Here is a 14214-nt window from a genome sequence, read left to right as displayed (position 1 = left end):
ATAATACCCGCTACGAGGCATAACTCAACAGAAGCTTAGCTGTATAATTAAGCTGTAACACCTGGCGCAGTTGCAGGTGAGGAGGAACAATGAAAATTACGGTGCTCGGATGCGGAGCGCTTGGTCAGCTGTGGCTGACCGCACTGTGCAAGCACGGACATGAGGTTCAGGGCTGGCTGCGCGTGCCCCAGCCTTATTGCAGTGTAAACCTGATTGGTGAAGACGGAAGCATCTTTAACGAATCCCTCACCGCGAACGATCCTGATTTCCTGGCGCAAAGCGACCTTTTACTGGTAACGCTTAAAGCGTGGCAGGTCTCAGACGCGGTAAAAACGCTGGCCGCGCAGCTCCCCCCCACTTCGCCCATACTGCTGCTGCATAACGGCATGGGGACCCTGGATGAGCTGAAAAGCGTTCCGCAGCCCCTGCTGATGGCCACGACCACCCACGCTGCGCGCCGCGACGGCAACATCATCGTGCATGTCGCCAGCGGCGTGACGCACATCGGGCCTGCCAGAACGCAGGATGGGGACTACAGCTATCTTGCCGATGTGCTGCAGAAGGTGCTCCCGGACGTGGCCTGGCATAACCACATTCGCCCTCAACTCTGGCGCAAGCTGGCCGTCAACTGTGTGATCAACCCGCTGACGGCGCTGTGGAACTGCCCGAACGGTGAACTGAAAAACCATCCGCAGGAGGTGGCGTCCCTGTGTGCAGAAGTCGCGGCGGTCGTTGAGCGGGAAGGCTTGCATACCTCAGCAGACGATTTGCGCTGTTATGTCGAGCAGGTTATTGAGAGTACAGCTGAGAACATCTCCTCGATGCTGCAGGATGTTCGGGCATTACGCCACACGGAGATCGACTACATTACGGGATATCTGCTAAAACGCGCCCGCGCACACGGCATCGCGGTGCCGGAAAACGCCCGTCTGTATGACCTGGTTAAACGTAAGGAGAGTGAATATGAGCGCGTCGGCACTGATCTGCCTCGCCCCTGGTAGCGAAGAGATGGAAGCGGTCACCACCATTGATCTGATGGTGCGCGGCGGCATTAAGGTCACCACCGCCAGCGTCGCCAGCGACGGTAATCTGGCAATCACCTGTTCACGCGGGGTAAAAATCCTTGCAGATGCACCGTTGGTACAGGTGGCTGACGGAGATTACGACATCATCGTGCTGCCCGGCGGGCTGAAGGGCGCGGAATGTTTTCGTGACAGCCCGCTGCTGGTTGAGACCGTGCGTCAGTTCCATTTATCCGGCCGCATCGTCGCCGCCATTTGTGCCGCGGCCGGAACGGTTTTGGTTCCACACGATATCTTCCCCATTGGCAACATGACCGGCTTCCCGGGGCTGAAAGACACCATTCCGGAAGATCAATGGGTGGACAAGCGCGTCGTCTGGGATCCCCGCGTCAACCTGCTGACCAGCCAGGGCCCGGGCACCGCGATTGATTTTGGCTTAAAGATTATCGACCTGCTGGTCGGGCGCGAGAAGGCGTACGAAGTGGCGTCATCGCTGGTGATGCCAGCGGGGATTTATAATTACTATGAAGAGTAGTGCATAAAAAAAGCCGGGTAGCGGCTACGCCTTACCCGGCCTACAAATGCACGGTACCGTAGGCCCGGTAAGCGAAGGGTATGAACCGGAAACATGGGTAACACTTTAGACCGGATACATGGGTAACAGTTATAACTGGCATAGAAGAGGAGACTCGCTATGCCCTGGACTGAGACCCGACCTATGCAACGCCTTGATTTTATCCGTGCCTGCCATGCAGGTACGGACTCCTTCTCCGCTCTTTGCCGTCTTTTTGGTATCAGCCGCAAAACCGGCTACAAATGGCTTCAGCGTTTTGACCCTTTTGACCTGTCCTCTCTCTCTGACCGGTCGCGCGCACCATGCTCCCACTCCCGGACGGTTCCTGATGAGGTCGTCGGACACCTGACTGCCCTGCGTCAGAAACACCCTGACTGGGGCCCGAAAAAACTGCGGATGTGGCTCCTCAATCATCACGTCGATTTTACCGTTCCTGCTGCCAGCACTGTCGGCGATATCCTCAAGCGTGAAGGCCTGGTACCTGACAGAAAGAGAAAGCGCAGAACGCCGGGGAATCGCCGGCCCCTGACCAGCATCAGTGAAAACAATCAGGTCTGGAGCGCTGATTTTAAAGGCAAGTTCAGGCTGCTGAGCAGAGAGTACTGTCATCCCTTTACCCTGACCGACAACCACAGCCGGTATCTGCTGAGCTGCCGTGGAACAGACCGTGAGAGCGAGCCCTTCGTCAGGCACTGTCTGACGGAGGCGTTCCTGGAGTACGGTCTGCCGGACGTTCTGAGAACCGATAATGGTCAGCCCTTCGCAGGGACGGGTATCGCCGGGTTAAGTCGCCTTGCCGTCTGGCTGATAAAGCTGGGCGTCAGACCGGAGCGTATCCGGCGGGGCCATCCCGAAGAGAACGGGCGGCACGAACGCATGCACCGTTCCCTGAAAAGTGCGCTGGCGCAGGGGAACACCTTCATGACGATGGAAGAACAACAGCGGTGGTTCAGTGACTACCGGGAAGAATTTAACTACGAAAGACCGCATGAAGCCCTGGCGGGTGCAACGCCCGGAACGGTGTGGCACCCCTCGAAGCGCCAGTGGGATGGCCGTGTTCCTGACTATGCCTATCCGTCAGGAGGAACGGTCTACAGGGTGAAATCGAGGGGGACACTCTATATGGGGAAAAAGGGGACGGTGTTCCTGAGTGAAGCGCTGACTGATGAGTACATCATGCTGGAAGAACAGGATGATGGCCTGGAGGCCATCATCTTCAACGGAATAACGCTTGCGTACTACGACCGAAAAACCCAGAGTGTGGTGCGGATAGACTAAAAGTGTTACCTATGTTCCCGGTCTGATCTGTCACCTATGTATCCGGTCATACAGAAGCGCCACCGGGCGAGAAACTACGGACGATACACCTTCACATTGGCAAAGCCCTGCTCGCGCAGATACAGCGCCTGCAGGCGACTCATCACCCCGCGCTCACACCACAGCAGGTACGTTTTGCTCTGGTCGAGGTCGCCAAACTTCGTGCTCAGCTTGTAGAACGGCAGAGAAACCACTTCGACGCCGTCAACCTGCAGCGGCTTGTCATCCTGCTCGTCAATGGAGCGGATATCCAGAATCGCGTCGTTCGCGCCGAAACCGCTCACGGTCTCCACTTCTACCACTTCCTGCTCGGTCTGCTGGGCGATCTCGCGGATATCAATGTTGGACGCTTCTTCCACCACTTTATCAAGAATGCTGAAATCGAAGTTCTCTTCTTCCGCTTCGATCTTCGCCTTCACCGCTTTGACGGTCGGGCTTTTTGAGATCACGCCACAGTATTCCGGCATGGTGCGGGCAAAATCTTCGGTGCCGATTTCGCGCGCCAGGTCGATGATGTGCTCTTTGTCGTGGGAGATCAGCGGACGCAGGATCAGGGTATCAGACACGTTGTCGATCAGGCGCAGGTTGGTCAGCGTCTGGCTGGAGACCTGCCCCAGCGCTTCGCCTGTGACCAGCGCCTGCACGCCGTAGCGTTCAGCCACTTTGGATGCCGCACGCACCATCATACGCTTGAGGACAACGCCCATCTGACCGTCGTCCACTTTCTCAAGGATTTCGCCGACCACCGGTTCGAAATTGATTGCCACGAAACGCACGCGGTGAGAGCTGCCGAAGCGGTTCCACAGGTAATGCGCCACCTGACGAACGCCGATTTCGTGCGCCGCGCCGCCCAGGTTGAAGAAGCAGTAGTGTACGCGGCAGCCGCGGCGCATCAGCATATAGCTGGAGACGCCGGAGTCGAAGCCGCCGGAGATCAGGGACAGAACATCTTCCTGAGTCCCGATCGGGAAGCCGCCGATACCTTCATAACGGCCTTTCACCAACAGCAGGCGATCGTTTTCGATCTCCAGATTAACGGTCACGTCCGGGTTGGTCAGACGCACGCGCGCCGTCTCAACGTGCTGGTTCAAACCGCCGCCAACGTAACGTTCCACTTCAATGGAGCTGAATTCGTGCTTACCGCGACGCTTCACGCGCACGCAAAAGGTTTTGCCTTCGATCCGATCGCGGTACTGAACCAGCGCTTTTTCGAAGATGTCGTGCATATCGCTGAACGGGACATCTTCCACTTCCAGAATATGGTGGATCCCTGGAATACGGGTCAGCGCGTCGCGAATATCCTGACGTTTGTTTTCGTCTTTCGCACGGACCTCAACGTGGTCCCAGTGGCGCACCACGGCGAGGGTTTCGTCGTAGTGCTTTAAAACGTTACGAATGTTCCCGGTGAGAATTTTAATAAAGCGCAAACGCACAGATTGGCTTTTGATGGTGATTTCAGGGAACAATTTAATGATAAACTTCATGGCGGCAATGTTTCTTAGGCAAGCGTATTAAGGCTTGTAATGGAAAAGAGTACAGCAGCCCACACCCGTGGCTGCATCCAGGCGCGCAAGTATACCACCATCGCGCCGCTCCTGTGCACATTGCGCGTTATTTGATAATTGCCCTGAGTCCGTTACCATGTCGGGGCTGAGAATATAAGAGTCAATTCACTATGCCGAAGAAGAACGACGCACCGGCCAGTTTCGAAACTGCGCTGAGTGAACTGGAGCAAATCGTTACCCGTCTTGAGAGCGGCGATCTCCCGCTGGAAGAGGCGCTCAACGAATTCGAGCGCGGCGTGCAGCTGGCGCGCCAGGGGCAGGTCAAACTGCAGCAGGCCGAGCAGCGCGTGCAGATCCTGCTTTCCGACAGCGAAGACGCGAAAACCACGCCTTTCACACCGGACGCCGAGTAAATGGATTTTGCCAACGAGCTTCAGGCGCGCGTCGTGCGTGCCAACGACGCCCTGCGCCGATTTATTGCGCCACAGCCTTTTCAGAACACTCCTCTGGTTGAAGCCATGCACTATGGCGCACTCTTGGGTGGAAAGCGCCTGCGCCCGTTCCTGGTGTACGCCACCGGCAACATGTTTGGCATCAGCGATAACACGCTGGACGCCCCGGCAGCCGCCGTTGAGTGCATCCATGCCTACTCGCTGATCCACGACGATCTCCCGGCGATGGACGACGACGATTTGCGTCGGGGTCAACCCACCTGCCACATCAAGTTTGGCGAGGCGAATGCCATTCTGGCGGGTGATGCCCTGCAGACGCTGGCGTTCTCGATTCTGAGCGACGCGCCAATGGCCGAAGTGGCTGACCGTGACCGTCTGGCAATGATTTCCGAACTGGCCATGGCCAGCGGCGTGGCCGGCATGTGCGGCGGTCAGGCGCTGGATCTTGAAGCGGAAGGACGTCAGGTTAATCTGGAACAGCTGGAGCGTATTCATCGCCATAAAACCGGGGCATTGATTCGTTCCGCCGTTCGCCTGGGCGCGCTGAGCGCGGGTGAGCAAGGGCGCAAAGCCCTGCCGATTCTGGACAGATACGCAGAAAGTATCGGTCTGGCATTCCAGGTTCAGGATGACATTCTGGATGTGGTGGGCGATACTGCAACATTGGGTAAACGTCAGGGTGCGGACCAGCAGCTTGGCAAAAGTACCTACCCCGCCCTGCTGGGTCTTGAGCAAGCCCAACGTAAAGCCCGGGATCTGATTGACGATGCCCGCCAGTCACTGAATGAACTGGCTGCGCAATCGCTGGATACCTCGGCACTGGAAGCGCTAGCGGACTATATAATCCAGCGTGATAAATAAACTATATATCTCGATGAGCCTTTGATGAGTTTTGATATTGCCAAATACCCGACACTGGCGTTAGTTGACTCCACCCAGGAGTTACGTCTGTTGCCGAAAGAGAGCCTGCCGAAGCTGTGCGACGAACTGCGTCGCTACCTGCTCGACAGCGTAAGCCGCTCCAGCGGCCATTTCGCCTCCGGGCTTGGCACGGTAGAGCTGACCGTGGCGCTGCACTACGTCTATAACACGCCGTTCGATCAGCTCATCTGGGACGTGGGCCACCAGGCCTATCCGCACAAAATTCTGACCGGACGTCGCGATAAAATTGGCACTATTCGTCAGAAAGGTGGCCTGCATCCGTTCCCGTGGCGCGGTGAGAGCGAGTATGACGTGCTGAGCGTCGGCCATTCCTCCACCTCCATTTCTGCGGGCATCGGTATTGCCGTCGCCGCCGAGAAAGAGAACAAGCAGCGCCGCACCGTCTGCGTGATTGGCGATGGTGCCATCACCGCGGGTATGGCCTTCGAAGCCATGAACCATGCGGGCGACATCAAGCCGGACATGCTGGTTATCCTCAACGATAACGAAATGTCGATCTCCGAGAACGTTGGCGCGCTGAACAACCATCTGGCACAGCTGCTCTCCGGCAAGCTTTACTCCTCGCTGCGTGAAGGCGGTAAAAAAGTCTTCTCCGGCGTACCGCCGATCAAAGAGCTGCTTAAGCGTACCGAAGAGCACATCAAAGGCATGGTCGTGCCGGGTACCCTGTTTGAGGAGCTGGGCTTTAACTATATTGGTCCGGTTGACGGCCACGACGTACTGGGGCTGGTCACCACGCTCAAGAACATGCGCGACCTGAAAGGCCCGCAGTTCCTGCACATCATGACCAAAAAAGGGCGTGGCTACGAGCCGGCGGAAAAAGATCCGATTACCTTCCACGCGGTACCGAAATTTGACCCGTCCAGCGGCTGTCTGCCGAAAAGCAGCGGCGGCATGCCGAGCTATTCAAAAATCTTCGGCGACTGGCTGTGCGAAACCGCCGCAAAAGACAACAAGCTGATGGCGATCACCCCGGCCATGCGCGAAGGCTCCGGCATGGTAGAGTTCTCTAAAAAATACCCTGACCAGTATTTCGACGTGGCCATTGCCGAGCAGCACGCGGTGACATTTGCAGCGGGCCTGGCGATCGGCGGCTACAAACCGGTTGTCGCTATCTATTCCACCTTCCTGCAGCGCGCCTACGATCAGGTGATCCACGACGTGGCGATCCAGAAGCTGCCGGTGCTGTTTGCTATCGATCGTGCGGGCATCGTCGGTGCCGACGGCCAGACGCACCAGGGCGCGTTTGACCTGTCCTTCCTGCGCTGCATTCCAGATATGGTGATCATGACGCCAAGCGACGAGAACGAATGTCGTCAGATGCTGTTTACCGGCTACCATTATCAGGATGGACCAAGCGCCGTTCGCTATCCGCGCGGCAATGCGGTGGGCGTTGAGCTGCAGCCGCTGGAGAAGCTGGCGATCGGTAAAGGTCTGGTTAAACGTCGCGGTGAGAAAGTGGCGATCCTGAACTTCGGCACGCTGATGCCAGAGGCGGCTAAAGTAGCTGAAACGCTGAATGCCACCCTCGTGGATATGCGCTTTGTGAAGCCGCTCGACGAATCCCTGATCCTGAGTATGGCTGAGGCGCACGACGTGCTGGTCACGCTGGAAGAGAACGCGATTATGGGCGGTGCGGGCAGCGGCGTGAACGAGGTGCTGATGGCAAACCGTAAAGCCGTTCCGGTGCTGAACCTCGGCCTGCCGGACTATTTCATCCCGCAAGGTACCCAGGACGAAGCCCGCGCGGCGATTGGCCTGGACGCTGCCGGTATCGAAGCTAAAATCCGCGCCTGGCTGGACTGATCCCTCCCCCCTTTTCCGCTCCTGCTATGCTTAAACGTATTGTTTAAACAGCAGGAGCGGAACCGTGCAATACACAACATTAGGAAAAACGGACCTTAAGGTTTCCCGACTTTGTCTGGGATGCATGACCTTTGGCGAGCCCGATCGGGGGAACCACGCCTGGACGCTGCCGGAAGAGAGCAGCCGTCCGATCATCAAACGCGCCATCGAGGGCGGCATTAACTTCTTTGACACCGCCAATAGCTACTCCGACGGCAGCAGCGAGGAGATTGTCGGCCGCGCCCTGCGCGATTTTGCCCGTCGGGATGACATCGTCGTTGCCACCAAGGTGTACTACCCGGTGGGGGACCTGCCGCAGGGCCTTTCTCGCGCGCAGATCCTGCGTTCCATTGACGACAGCCTCAGGCGCCTGAACATGGATTACGTCGACCTGCTGCAAATTCACCGCTGGGATTACAACACACCGATCGAGGAGACGCTTGAGGCGCTCAACGACGTCGTCAAAGCCGGTAAAGCACGCTACATCGGCGCATCATCGATGCACGCGTCGCAGTTCGCTCAGGCGCTGGATCTGCAGGCGCAGCACGGCTGGGCGCGCTTTGTCACCATGCAGGATCACTACAATCTGATCTATCGTGAAGAAGAGCGTGAGATGTTGCCGCTGTGCCATCAGGAGGGCGTGGCGGTCATCCCCTGGAGCCCGCTGGCGCGCGGACGTCTGACCCGTCCGTGGGGGGAAACCACGGCCCGGCTGGTATCCGATGAGGTGGGGAAAAATCTGTACGGCGGAACAGAAGCCAGCGATGCGCTGATTGCCGAACGCCTGGCCGGGATTGCCGACGATACCGGCGCAACCCGCGCCCAGGTAGCGCTGGCATGGCTGCTGGGTAAACGCGGCGTCGCGGCTCCCATTATCGGCACGTCCCGGGAAGAGCAGTTGGACGAACTGTTAAACGCGGTGGATATCACGCTGACGCCCGAACAGGTTGCCGAGCTGGAGACGCCGTATCAGCAGCATCCGGTGGTGGGGTTTAAATAAGCCCCTCTTTTGTAGGCCGGGTAAGGCGGAGCCGCCACCCGGCAATACAGAGCGTACAAACTCACGCGAAGTGATCGTACCCTTTCCAGTCCAGCGTAACCGGCGCACCGTCTTTCACAAACTTCAGCCCTTCACTCTCCGGCATGATCTGCCCGATACAGGTGAATTTCGCGCCAAGATGCGCTAACGCCACGTCGAGCGTTCCACGGTTCAGCTCCGGAACGGTAAAGCACAGTTCATAATCTTCACCACCGGACAGCGCCCAGCGCAGCGCCTGCTCAGGTTCGACATGACGAAGCAGTTCCTCTGACAGCGGGAACAGATCCAGGTCAACGCGCGCGCCGACACCGCTCGCCTTCAGAATATGGCCAAGATCTGAGATCAGCCCGTCAGAGAGATCGATAGCCGAGCTTGCCCGCTCGCGCAGCGCCTGACCGTGCAGAATACGCGGCGTCGGGCGCAGATGGCGTTTCACCAGATACGCCGCATCGTCAGCGTTCTTCACGGTTAAGCGATCCTGAAGAATCGCCAGGCCCGCGGCGCTGTCGCCCGGTGTACCGGTCACGTAGATCCAGTCACCGGGTTTTGCACCCGAACGCTTCAGCGCGCGACCAAGCGGTACATAGCCATGGATCGCCAGCGTCATCGACAGCGGCCCGGCAGTGGTATCACCGCCAATCAGCTGCATATCGTAGTAGTTAAGCTGCTCAAACAGCGCATCGCTGAAAGCTTCAAGCCAGGCTTCGTCTACCTCAGGCAGCGTCAGCGCCAGGGTTAACCACGCGGGATCGGCCCCCATCGCCGCCAGATCGCTGACGTTAACCGCCAGTGCCTTATACGCCAGATCGGCAGGATCGATATCCGGTAAAAAATGACGTCCGCACACTAAGGTGTCGGTGCTGATTGCCAGCGTCTGTTTTTCGGGAATATTGAGAAGTGCACAGTCATCGCCGATGCCGGTTTCAACATCAAGACGAGAGGTTCTGACACGGTCGAAATAACGGGCAATCAGGGAGAATTCGCCGCATGCCATACGTTATGCCTCAGCAAATAAAAGAAAAAACCGGAGCCGCACTGCCCGTCAGGCAATGCAGAACTCCGGTTTGCGGATCACTTTTTGTGGGGACGGATCGCAGGTGCTGCTTTATCAAGTACGCCGTTTACAAACTTGTGGCTGTCTTCAGCGCCGAAGGTTTTCGCCAGTTCGATCGCTTCGTTGATGGCCACTTTATACGGCACATCATCACGTTTAGACAGCTCAAACAGCGCAATGCGCAACACTGCTTTTTCTACCTGACCCAGCTCTTCGAGCAGACGGGACAGGTAAGGTTTCATCAGACCATCGAGATACGCGCTATTAGTCGCCACTCCCGACAGCAGTTCACGGAAGTACAGAACGTCAACGTCTTTCACGTCCTGTTCTGACAGGAACTGGTATTCAACATCAGCGATGTCGTTCTGGGACAACTGCCAGGAGTAAAGTGCCTGGACGGCACATTCACGGGCGCGGCGACGAGCAGCAGGTTTCACGGAATTCCCCTTACAAAAAAATCAGGCCTTGATGGCTTTCAATACATTGATCATTTCAAGCGCGGTCAGTGCAGCTTCTGCACCTTTGTTACCGGCTTTGGTGCCAGCACGTTCGATGGCTTGTTCAATACTTTCGGTGGTCAGCACGCCGAACGCGACAGGAATTTCAGCATCCTGCGCAACGTGTGCCAGACCGTTGCTTGCACCGCCCGCAACGTATTCGAAGTGCGCAGTGCCGCCACGAATAACGGTACCCAGCGCAATCACCGCGTCATATTTACCGGTTTTCGCCAGCGCGCCCGCCGCCAGTGGCAGTTCGTAAGCGCCTGGAACCCAAACAACGGTAATGTTGTCATCTTTAACCTGGCCGATACGTTTCAGGGCGTCAACCGCACCTTCCAGCAGGCTATCGTTGATGAAGTTGTTGAAACGCGCAATGGTGATGGCGACGCGAGCGTCCGGGGTAGCTACAGCAGCTTCAATAATGTTCATACTCTTCCTTTACGGGTTCATTTGGCCCCGCAGGGGGGCGGATTTTATCATAATACTTTGCGCACTGCTTCCCTATTTCGGGAGCAATTACGCTGTCGTTAAGTGGAGGCAGACATCCGGACCTACCGGACGAATCTCGCTAAATTTGAGTTGTGGTGCATCGGCCAGTTTTTCAAGGCCGGGCAGCACAAACAGGCCGCGCGCGTCACTGCCCAACAGTTTAGGCGCAACGTAGACGAGAAGCTCATCCACCAGCCCCGCCTGAAGCAGCGCGCCGGCAAGCGTCGGGCCCGCTTCGACCCAGATGCTGTTCACCTGCTGCTTGCCGAGCAGCATCATCAGCACCACCAGATCCAGATGCCCGTTATTCTCCGGCACTATGATGCTGCGTACGCCTTCCGGCCATGCGCGCGTATCTTCTTTGGTGCGCGCAATCCAGGTTTCCCCTGGCTGCTGGACGATGCGGTGCTCCGGCGTCACGCGGTTCTGGCTATCAATGACAATACGCAGCGGCTGACGCAGGTTCTCCTGCGGATACAGAGCCTGGGTATCGGCATTCAGCTCGTCCCAGCGCACGGTCATGGCCGGATCGTCAGCCAGAACGGTTTCACTGCTGGTGAGAATAGCATGGCTTTGCGCACGCAGACGTTGCACATCGCGCCTTGCCTGCGGCGACGTGATCCACTGGCTCTCGCCGTTTGCCATCGCCGTACGACCGTCCAGCGAGGCACCCAGCTTAAGCTGGATATACGGGAACCCGGTACGCATGCGCTTCAGGAAACCTTTGTTGAGCGCTTCCGCGTCCTGCATCATCAGGCCATGGCTGACGTCAATGCCTTCCTGCTGCAGACGATACAGACCTCGTCCGGCCACCTGCGGATTCGGGTCCTGCATCGATGCAACCACGCGCGACACCCCCGCGGCAATCAGCGCGTCGCAGCACGGTGGCGTACGCCCGTGATGGCTGCAGGGCTCCAGCGTAACGTAGGCCGTCGCACCGCGCGCCTTCTCGCCGGCCATGCGCAGGGCATGAACCTCAGCATGCGGCTCGCCTGCACGATAGTGAAAGCCCTCCCCCACGATCTCGCCATCTTTAACGATAACGCACCCGACGTTCGGGTTGGGATGGGTCGTAAAACGACCGCGCTGCGCCAGCTTCATGGCTCGCGCCATGTACATCTCATCGTGCATGAGCTTAATCCTGTAAGCGGGCGATCTCTTCGCCAAACTCTTTGATATCTTCGAAGCTGCGGTAGACCGAGGCGAAGCGGATATAGGCGACCTTATCGAGCTTTTTCAGCTGCTCCATTACCAGGTTGCCAATCATCTTGCTGGGCACTTCACGCTCACCCAAACCACGAAGGTAAGATTTTATGTGGTTTAACGCCATCTCCACGTCGTCCGCGCTGACGGGACGCTTTTCAAGGGCCTTCAGCATTCCGCTGCGCAGTTTCTCTTCGTTAAACGGCTCACGTACGTCGTTACTTTTAACCACGCGCGGCATGACCAGCTCTGCCACCTCAAAGGTCGTGAAACGCTCGTTACACACCAGACACTGCCGACGACGGCGCACTGAAGACCCTTCGCCCACAAGGCGAGAGTCGATGACTTTGGTATCCACAGCGGAGCAGAATGGGCAATGCATACGGTATCCCTGTTATCTGGTTAACTGATTTTCATTTTACCCTGAACTGGCCTGACAACAAAGGAAGAGCTTTTTGAGAAAAAGGATCTATGTCTGACACAATGATGCTGGCTACCATTAGGACGATCCGTTATTTCAAGGAAATAAACGCAATGACAAGACGTTACCTGAAAATATTGCTGGTGGGGAGCCTCTTCACCCTTAGCGCCTGTGCACAGCAAACCGAAGTCCGTCAGATGAAACAGAGCGTCAATACGCTCAATACGGCGATGGACAAGCTAAACAAAGAAACGGTGAAGATCACCCAGCAAAATGCGCTGAACGCGAAATCTACCAGCGGGGTGTACCTGCTGCCGGGGGCGAATACGCCTGCCCTGCTGAACAGCCAGATTGGCACGCTAAAAATGTCTCTGGTGAATGTGGCGGCGAATGCCGATGGTACTCGCGCAACATTACGCATCAAGGGAGAGTCCAACGATCCGCTTCCGGCCTTCAGCGGCACCGTCGAGTGGGGCCAGATCCAGGGCACCACGGAGAACTACCAGGAGGTGAACGTGAAGAATCAGCTCTTCACCGCCCCGGCCAGTGTTTTAGCACCCAGTGATGTGGATATTCCGCTTCAGTTAAGTGGCCTTACGCCGGAACAGTTAGGCTTTATCCGCATTCACGACATTCAACCCGCCGCGCAGTAATCCTCTCTTTTTTAGCGGAGTGAAATGTCACTCCGCTAACATTTACATTTCGTATGGATTGGCAACATAAATGATTGCCGCTACAATCCCGGCCGTTTAAAGTACGCAAACGTGAACGCAATCGATTACGTGTATGAGAGATATGTGAAACAACACATATTTTTGTGAGCAGGGATTCCTATAATAGGCACCGCAGAAACACGAAATATTTAGAAACGCAATTCGCGCATTTTTCACTCCCGGAAGGGAATTTCAATCAGTGGCATGATTATGAAAAAAACATTACTCGCAGCTGGCGCCGTGCTGGCACTGTCCTCTTCTTTCACTGTTAACGCAGCGGAAAACGACAAACCACAATACCTCTCCGACTGGTGGCACCAGAGCGTTAACGTGGTCGGCAGCTACCACACGCGTTTCGGACCTCAGATTCGTAACGATACCTACCTGGAATATGAAGCGTTCGCCAAGAAAGACTGGTTTGATTTCTACGGCTACGTCGATCTGCCAGTATTCTTTGGTGGTAACACCGATGCGAAAGGTATCTGGAACAACGGCTCTCCGCTGTTTATGGAAATCGAACCACGCTTCTCTATCGATAAGCTGACCGGCACCGACCTAAGCTTCGGGCCGTTCAAAGAGTGGTACTTCGCGAATAACTACATTTACGACATGGGCCGCAACGATTCTCAGGAACAAAGCACCTGGTACATGGGTCTGGGTACGGACATCGACACCGGTCTGCCAATGAGCCTGTCTCTGAACGTGTACGCTAAGTATCAGTGGCAGAACTACGGTGCCGCGAACGAAAACGAGTGGGATGGCTACCGTTTCAAAGTGAAATACTTTGTGCCAATTACCCAACTGTGGGGCGGTAACCTGAGCTATATCGGCTTCACCAACTTTGACTGGGGCTCAGACCTGGGTGACAACGATTTCCGTGACCTGAACGGTAAGAAAGCGCGTACCAATAACTCCATCGCCTCCAGCCACATTCTGGCGCTGAACTACGATCACTGGCACTACTCTGTTGTGGCACGTTACTGGCACAACGGTGGTCAGTGGAACGACGACGCCAGCCTGAACTTCGGCAACGGCGACTTCAGCGTCCGATCTACCGGTTGGGGTGGTTACCTGGTTGTAGGTTACAACTTCTAATCAGTGCGGGTTTCGCCCGGTGGCGCTACGCAAACCGGGCCTA

General features: G+C 56.6%; 15 protein-coding genes. 9 read left to right on the top strand and 6 right to left on the bottom strand.

Annotated features, from left to right (window positions below; all coding sequences use genetic code 11):
* The first annotated feature begins 89 nt into the window (after window positions 1–89).
* The 3 genes from panE (at window position 90) to BFV67_RS04630 (ending at window position 2874) form a co-directional block, all read left to right on the top strand.
* Window positions 90–1001, top strand: coding sequence for a 2-dehydropantoate 2-reductase (gene panE / locus BFV67_RS04640; protein ID WP_008503328.1), 912 nt, complete (start codon window positions 90–92; stop codon window positions 999–1001).
* Complete coding sequence (yajL, locus tag BFV67_RS04635; protein ID WP_008503329.1) at window positions 964–1557, top strand: protein deglycase YajL; 594 nt, start codon at window positions 964–966, stop codon at window positions 1555–1557. The genes panE and yajL overlap by 38 nt, the downstream gene beginning before the upstream one ends.
* Before the next feature lie 183 nt (window positions 1558–1740).
* Window positions 1741–2874, top strand: a complete 1134-nt coding sequence (locus BFV67_RS04630) for an integrase core domain-containing protein (RefSeq protein WP_235610620.1) — start codon at window positions 1741–1743, stop codon at window positions 2872–2874.
* Between the two features lie 74 nt (window positions 2875–2948).
* On the opposite strand, the gene thiI is transcribed toward BFV67_RS04630, so the two are convergent.
* Window positions 2949–4397 carry a tRNA uracil 4-sulfurtransferase ThiI gene (gene thiI / locus BFV67_RS04625; RefSeq protein ID WP_045335394.1) on the bottom strand — a complete coding sequence of 483 codons (1449 nt, stop codon included), beginning with the start codon at window positions 4395–4397 and terminating at the stop codon, window positions 2949–2951.
* Window positions 4398–4588: 191 nt separating this feature from the next.
* Here thiI and xseB point away from each other — a divergent pair, with 191 nt between their 5' ends.
* The 4 genes from xseB to BFV67_RS04605 all read left to right on the top strand — a co-directional run bounded on the left by xseB (window position 4589) and on the right by BFV67_RS04605 (window position 8657).
* Window positions 4589–4831, top strand: coding sequence for an exodeoxyribonuclease VII small subunit (gene xseB / locus BFV67_RS04620; protein WP_008503331.1), 243 nt, complete (start codon window positions 4589–4591; stop codon window positions 4829–4831).
* On the top strand, window positions 4832–5731 hold the full coding sequence (gene ispA, locus BFV67_RS04615; RefSeq protein WP_008503332.1) for a (2E,6E)-farnesyl diphosphate synthase: 900 nt from the start codon (window positions 4832–4834) through the stop codon (window positions 5729–5731). It abuts the gene before it with no gap.
* A 24-nt stretch (window positions 5732–5755) separates the two neighbouring features.
* A complete protein-coding gene (gene dxs, locus BFV67_RS04610; protein WP_008503333.1) occupies window positions 5756–7618 on the top strand; it encodes a 1-deoxy-D-xylulose-5-phosphate synthase in 1863 nt (620 codons plus the stop codon).
* Window positions 7619–7682: 64 nt separating this feature from the next.
* Window positions 7683–8657, top strand: coding sequence for an aldo/keto reductase (locus BFV67_RS04605; RefSeq protein ID WP_023293167.1), 975 nt, complete (start codon window positions 7683–7685; stop codon window positions 8655–8657).
* A gap of 61 nt (window positions 8658–8718) precedes the next feature.
* On the opposite strand, the gene thiL is transcribed toward BFV67_RS04605, so the two are convergent.
* The 5 genes from thiL to nrdR all read right to left on the bottom strand — a co-directional run bounded on the left by thiL (window position 8719) and on the right by nrdR (window position 12324).
* Complete coding sequence (gene thiL / locus BFV67_RS04600) at window positions 8719–9690, bottom strand: thiamine-phosphate kinase (protein WP_021241664.1); 972 nt, start codon at window positions 9688–9690, stop codon at window positions 8719–8721.
* A gap of 77 nt (window positions 9691–9767) precedes the next feature.
* On the bottom strand, window positions 9768–10187 hold the full coding sequence (gene nusB / locus BFV67_RS04595; RefSeq protein ID WP_006809908.1) for a transcription antitermination factor NusB: 420 nt from the start codon (window positions 10185–10187) through the stop codon (window positions 9768–9770).
* A gap of 21 nt (window positions 10188–10208) precedes the next feature.
* Window positions 10209–10679, bottom strand: a complete 471-nt coding sequence (gene ribH / locus BFV67_RS04590; protein ID WP_003859098.1) for a 6,7-dimethyl-8-ribityllumazine synthase — start codon at window positions 10677–10679, stop codon at window positions 10209–10211.
* A gap of 87 nt (window positions 10680–10766) precedes the next feature.
* The gene (gene ribD / locus BFV67_RS04585; protein WP_069597928.1) at window positions 10767–11870 is read right to left on the bottom strand and encodes a bifunctional diaminohydroxyphosphoribosylaminopyrimidine deaminase/5-amino-6-(5-phosphoribosylamino)uracil reductase RibD; all 1104 of its coding nucleotides are present in this window, start codon (window positions 11868–11870) and stop codon (window positions 10767–10769) included.
* 4 nt (window positions 11871–11874) lie between these two features.
* Window positions 11875–12324, bottom strand: coding sequence for a transcriptional regulator NrdR (nrdR, locus tag BFV67_RS04580; protein WP_008503337.1), 450 nt, complete (start codon window positions 12322–12324; stop codon window positions 11875–11877).
* Between the two features lie 152 nt (window positions 12325–12476).
* On the opposite strand from nrdR, the gene BFV67_RS04575 reads away from it, so the two are divergent.
* Both BFV67_RS04575 and BFV67_RS04570 read left to right on the top strand, forming a co-directional pair.
* Window positions 12477–13016 (top strand): SadB/YajI family lipoprotein, encoded by a 540-nt coding sequence (locus BFV67_RS04575; RefSeq protein WP_008503338.1) that lies wholly within the window; start codon window positions 12477–12479, stop codon window positions 13014–13016.
* 270 nt (window positions 13017–13286) lie between these two features.
* Window positions 13287–14171 (top strand): nucleoside-specific channel-forming protein Tsx, encoded by an 885-nt coding sequence (locus BFV67_RS04570; RefSeq protein WP_031275068.1) that lies wholly within the window; start codon window positions 13287–13289, stop codon window positions 14169–14171.
* Window positions 14172–14214: the final 43 nt, after the last annotated feature.

The sequence above is a fragment of the Enterobacter roggenkampii genome (genome assembly GCF_001729805.1).
GTDB classification, from domain to species: domain Bacteria; phylum Pseudomonadota; class Gammaproteobacteria; order Enterobacterales; family Enterobacteriaceae; genus Enterobacter; species Enterobacter roggenkampii.
Note: the sequence above shows the minus strand (reverse complement) of the source record. Positions and strands in the feature narration are given on the sequence as shown.

Bases quoted from the DNA above. Each gene is read 5' to 3' on its own strand.
- panE (WP_008503328.1), top strand. From the start codon at position 90: ATGAAAATTACGGTGCTCGGATGCGGAGCGCTTGGTCAGCTGTGGCTG.
- yajL (WP_008503329.1), top strand. From the start codon at position 964: ATGAGCGCGTCGGCACTGATCTGCCTCGCCCCTGGTAGCGAAGAGATG.
- BFV67_RS04630 (WP_235610620.1), top strand. From the start codon at position 1,741: ATGCAACGCCTTGATTTTATCCGTGCCTGCCATGCAGGTACGGACTCC.
- thiI (WP_045335394.1), bottom strand. From the start codon at position 4,397: ATGAAGTTTATCATTAAATTGTTCCCTGAAATCACCATCAAAAGCCAA.
- xseB (WP_008503331.1), top strand. From the start codon at position 4,589: ATGCCGAAGAAGAACGACGCACCGGCCAGTTTCGAAACTGCGCTGAGT.
- ispA (WP_008503332.1), top strand. From the start codon at position 4,832: ATGGATTTTGCCAACGAGCTTCAGGCGCGCGTCGTGCGTGCCAACGAC.
- dxs (WP_008503333.1), top strand. From the start codon at position 5,756: ATGAGTTTTGATATTGCCAAATACCCGACACTGGCGTTAGTTGACTCC.
- thiL (WP_021241664.1), bottom strand. From the start codon at position 9,690: ATGGCATGCGGCGAATTCTCCCTGATTGCCCGTTATTTCGACCGTGTC.
- ribH (WP_003859098.1), bottom strand. From the start codon at position 10,679: ATGAACATTATTGAAGCTGCTGTAGCTACCCCGGACGCTCGCGTCGCC.
- ribD (WP_069597928.1), bottom strand. From the start codon at position 11,870: ATGCACGATGAGATGTACATGGCGCGAGCCATGAAGCTGGCGCAGCGC.
- nrdR (WP_008503337.1), bottom strand. From the start codon at position 12,324: ATGCATTGCCCATTCTGCTCCGCTGTGGATACCAAAGTCATCGACTCT.
- BFV67_RS04575 (WP_008503338.1), top strand. From the start codon at position 12,477: ATGACAAGACGTTACCTGAAAATATTGCTGGTGGGGAGCCTCTTCACC.
- BFV67_RS04570 (WP_031275068.1), top strand. From the start codon at position 13,287: ATGAAAAAAACATTACTCGCAGCTGGCGCCGTGCTGGCACTGTCCTCT.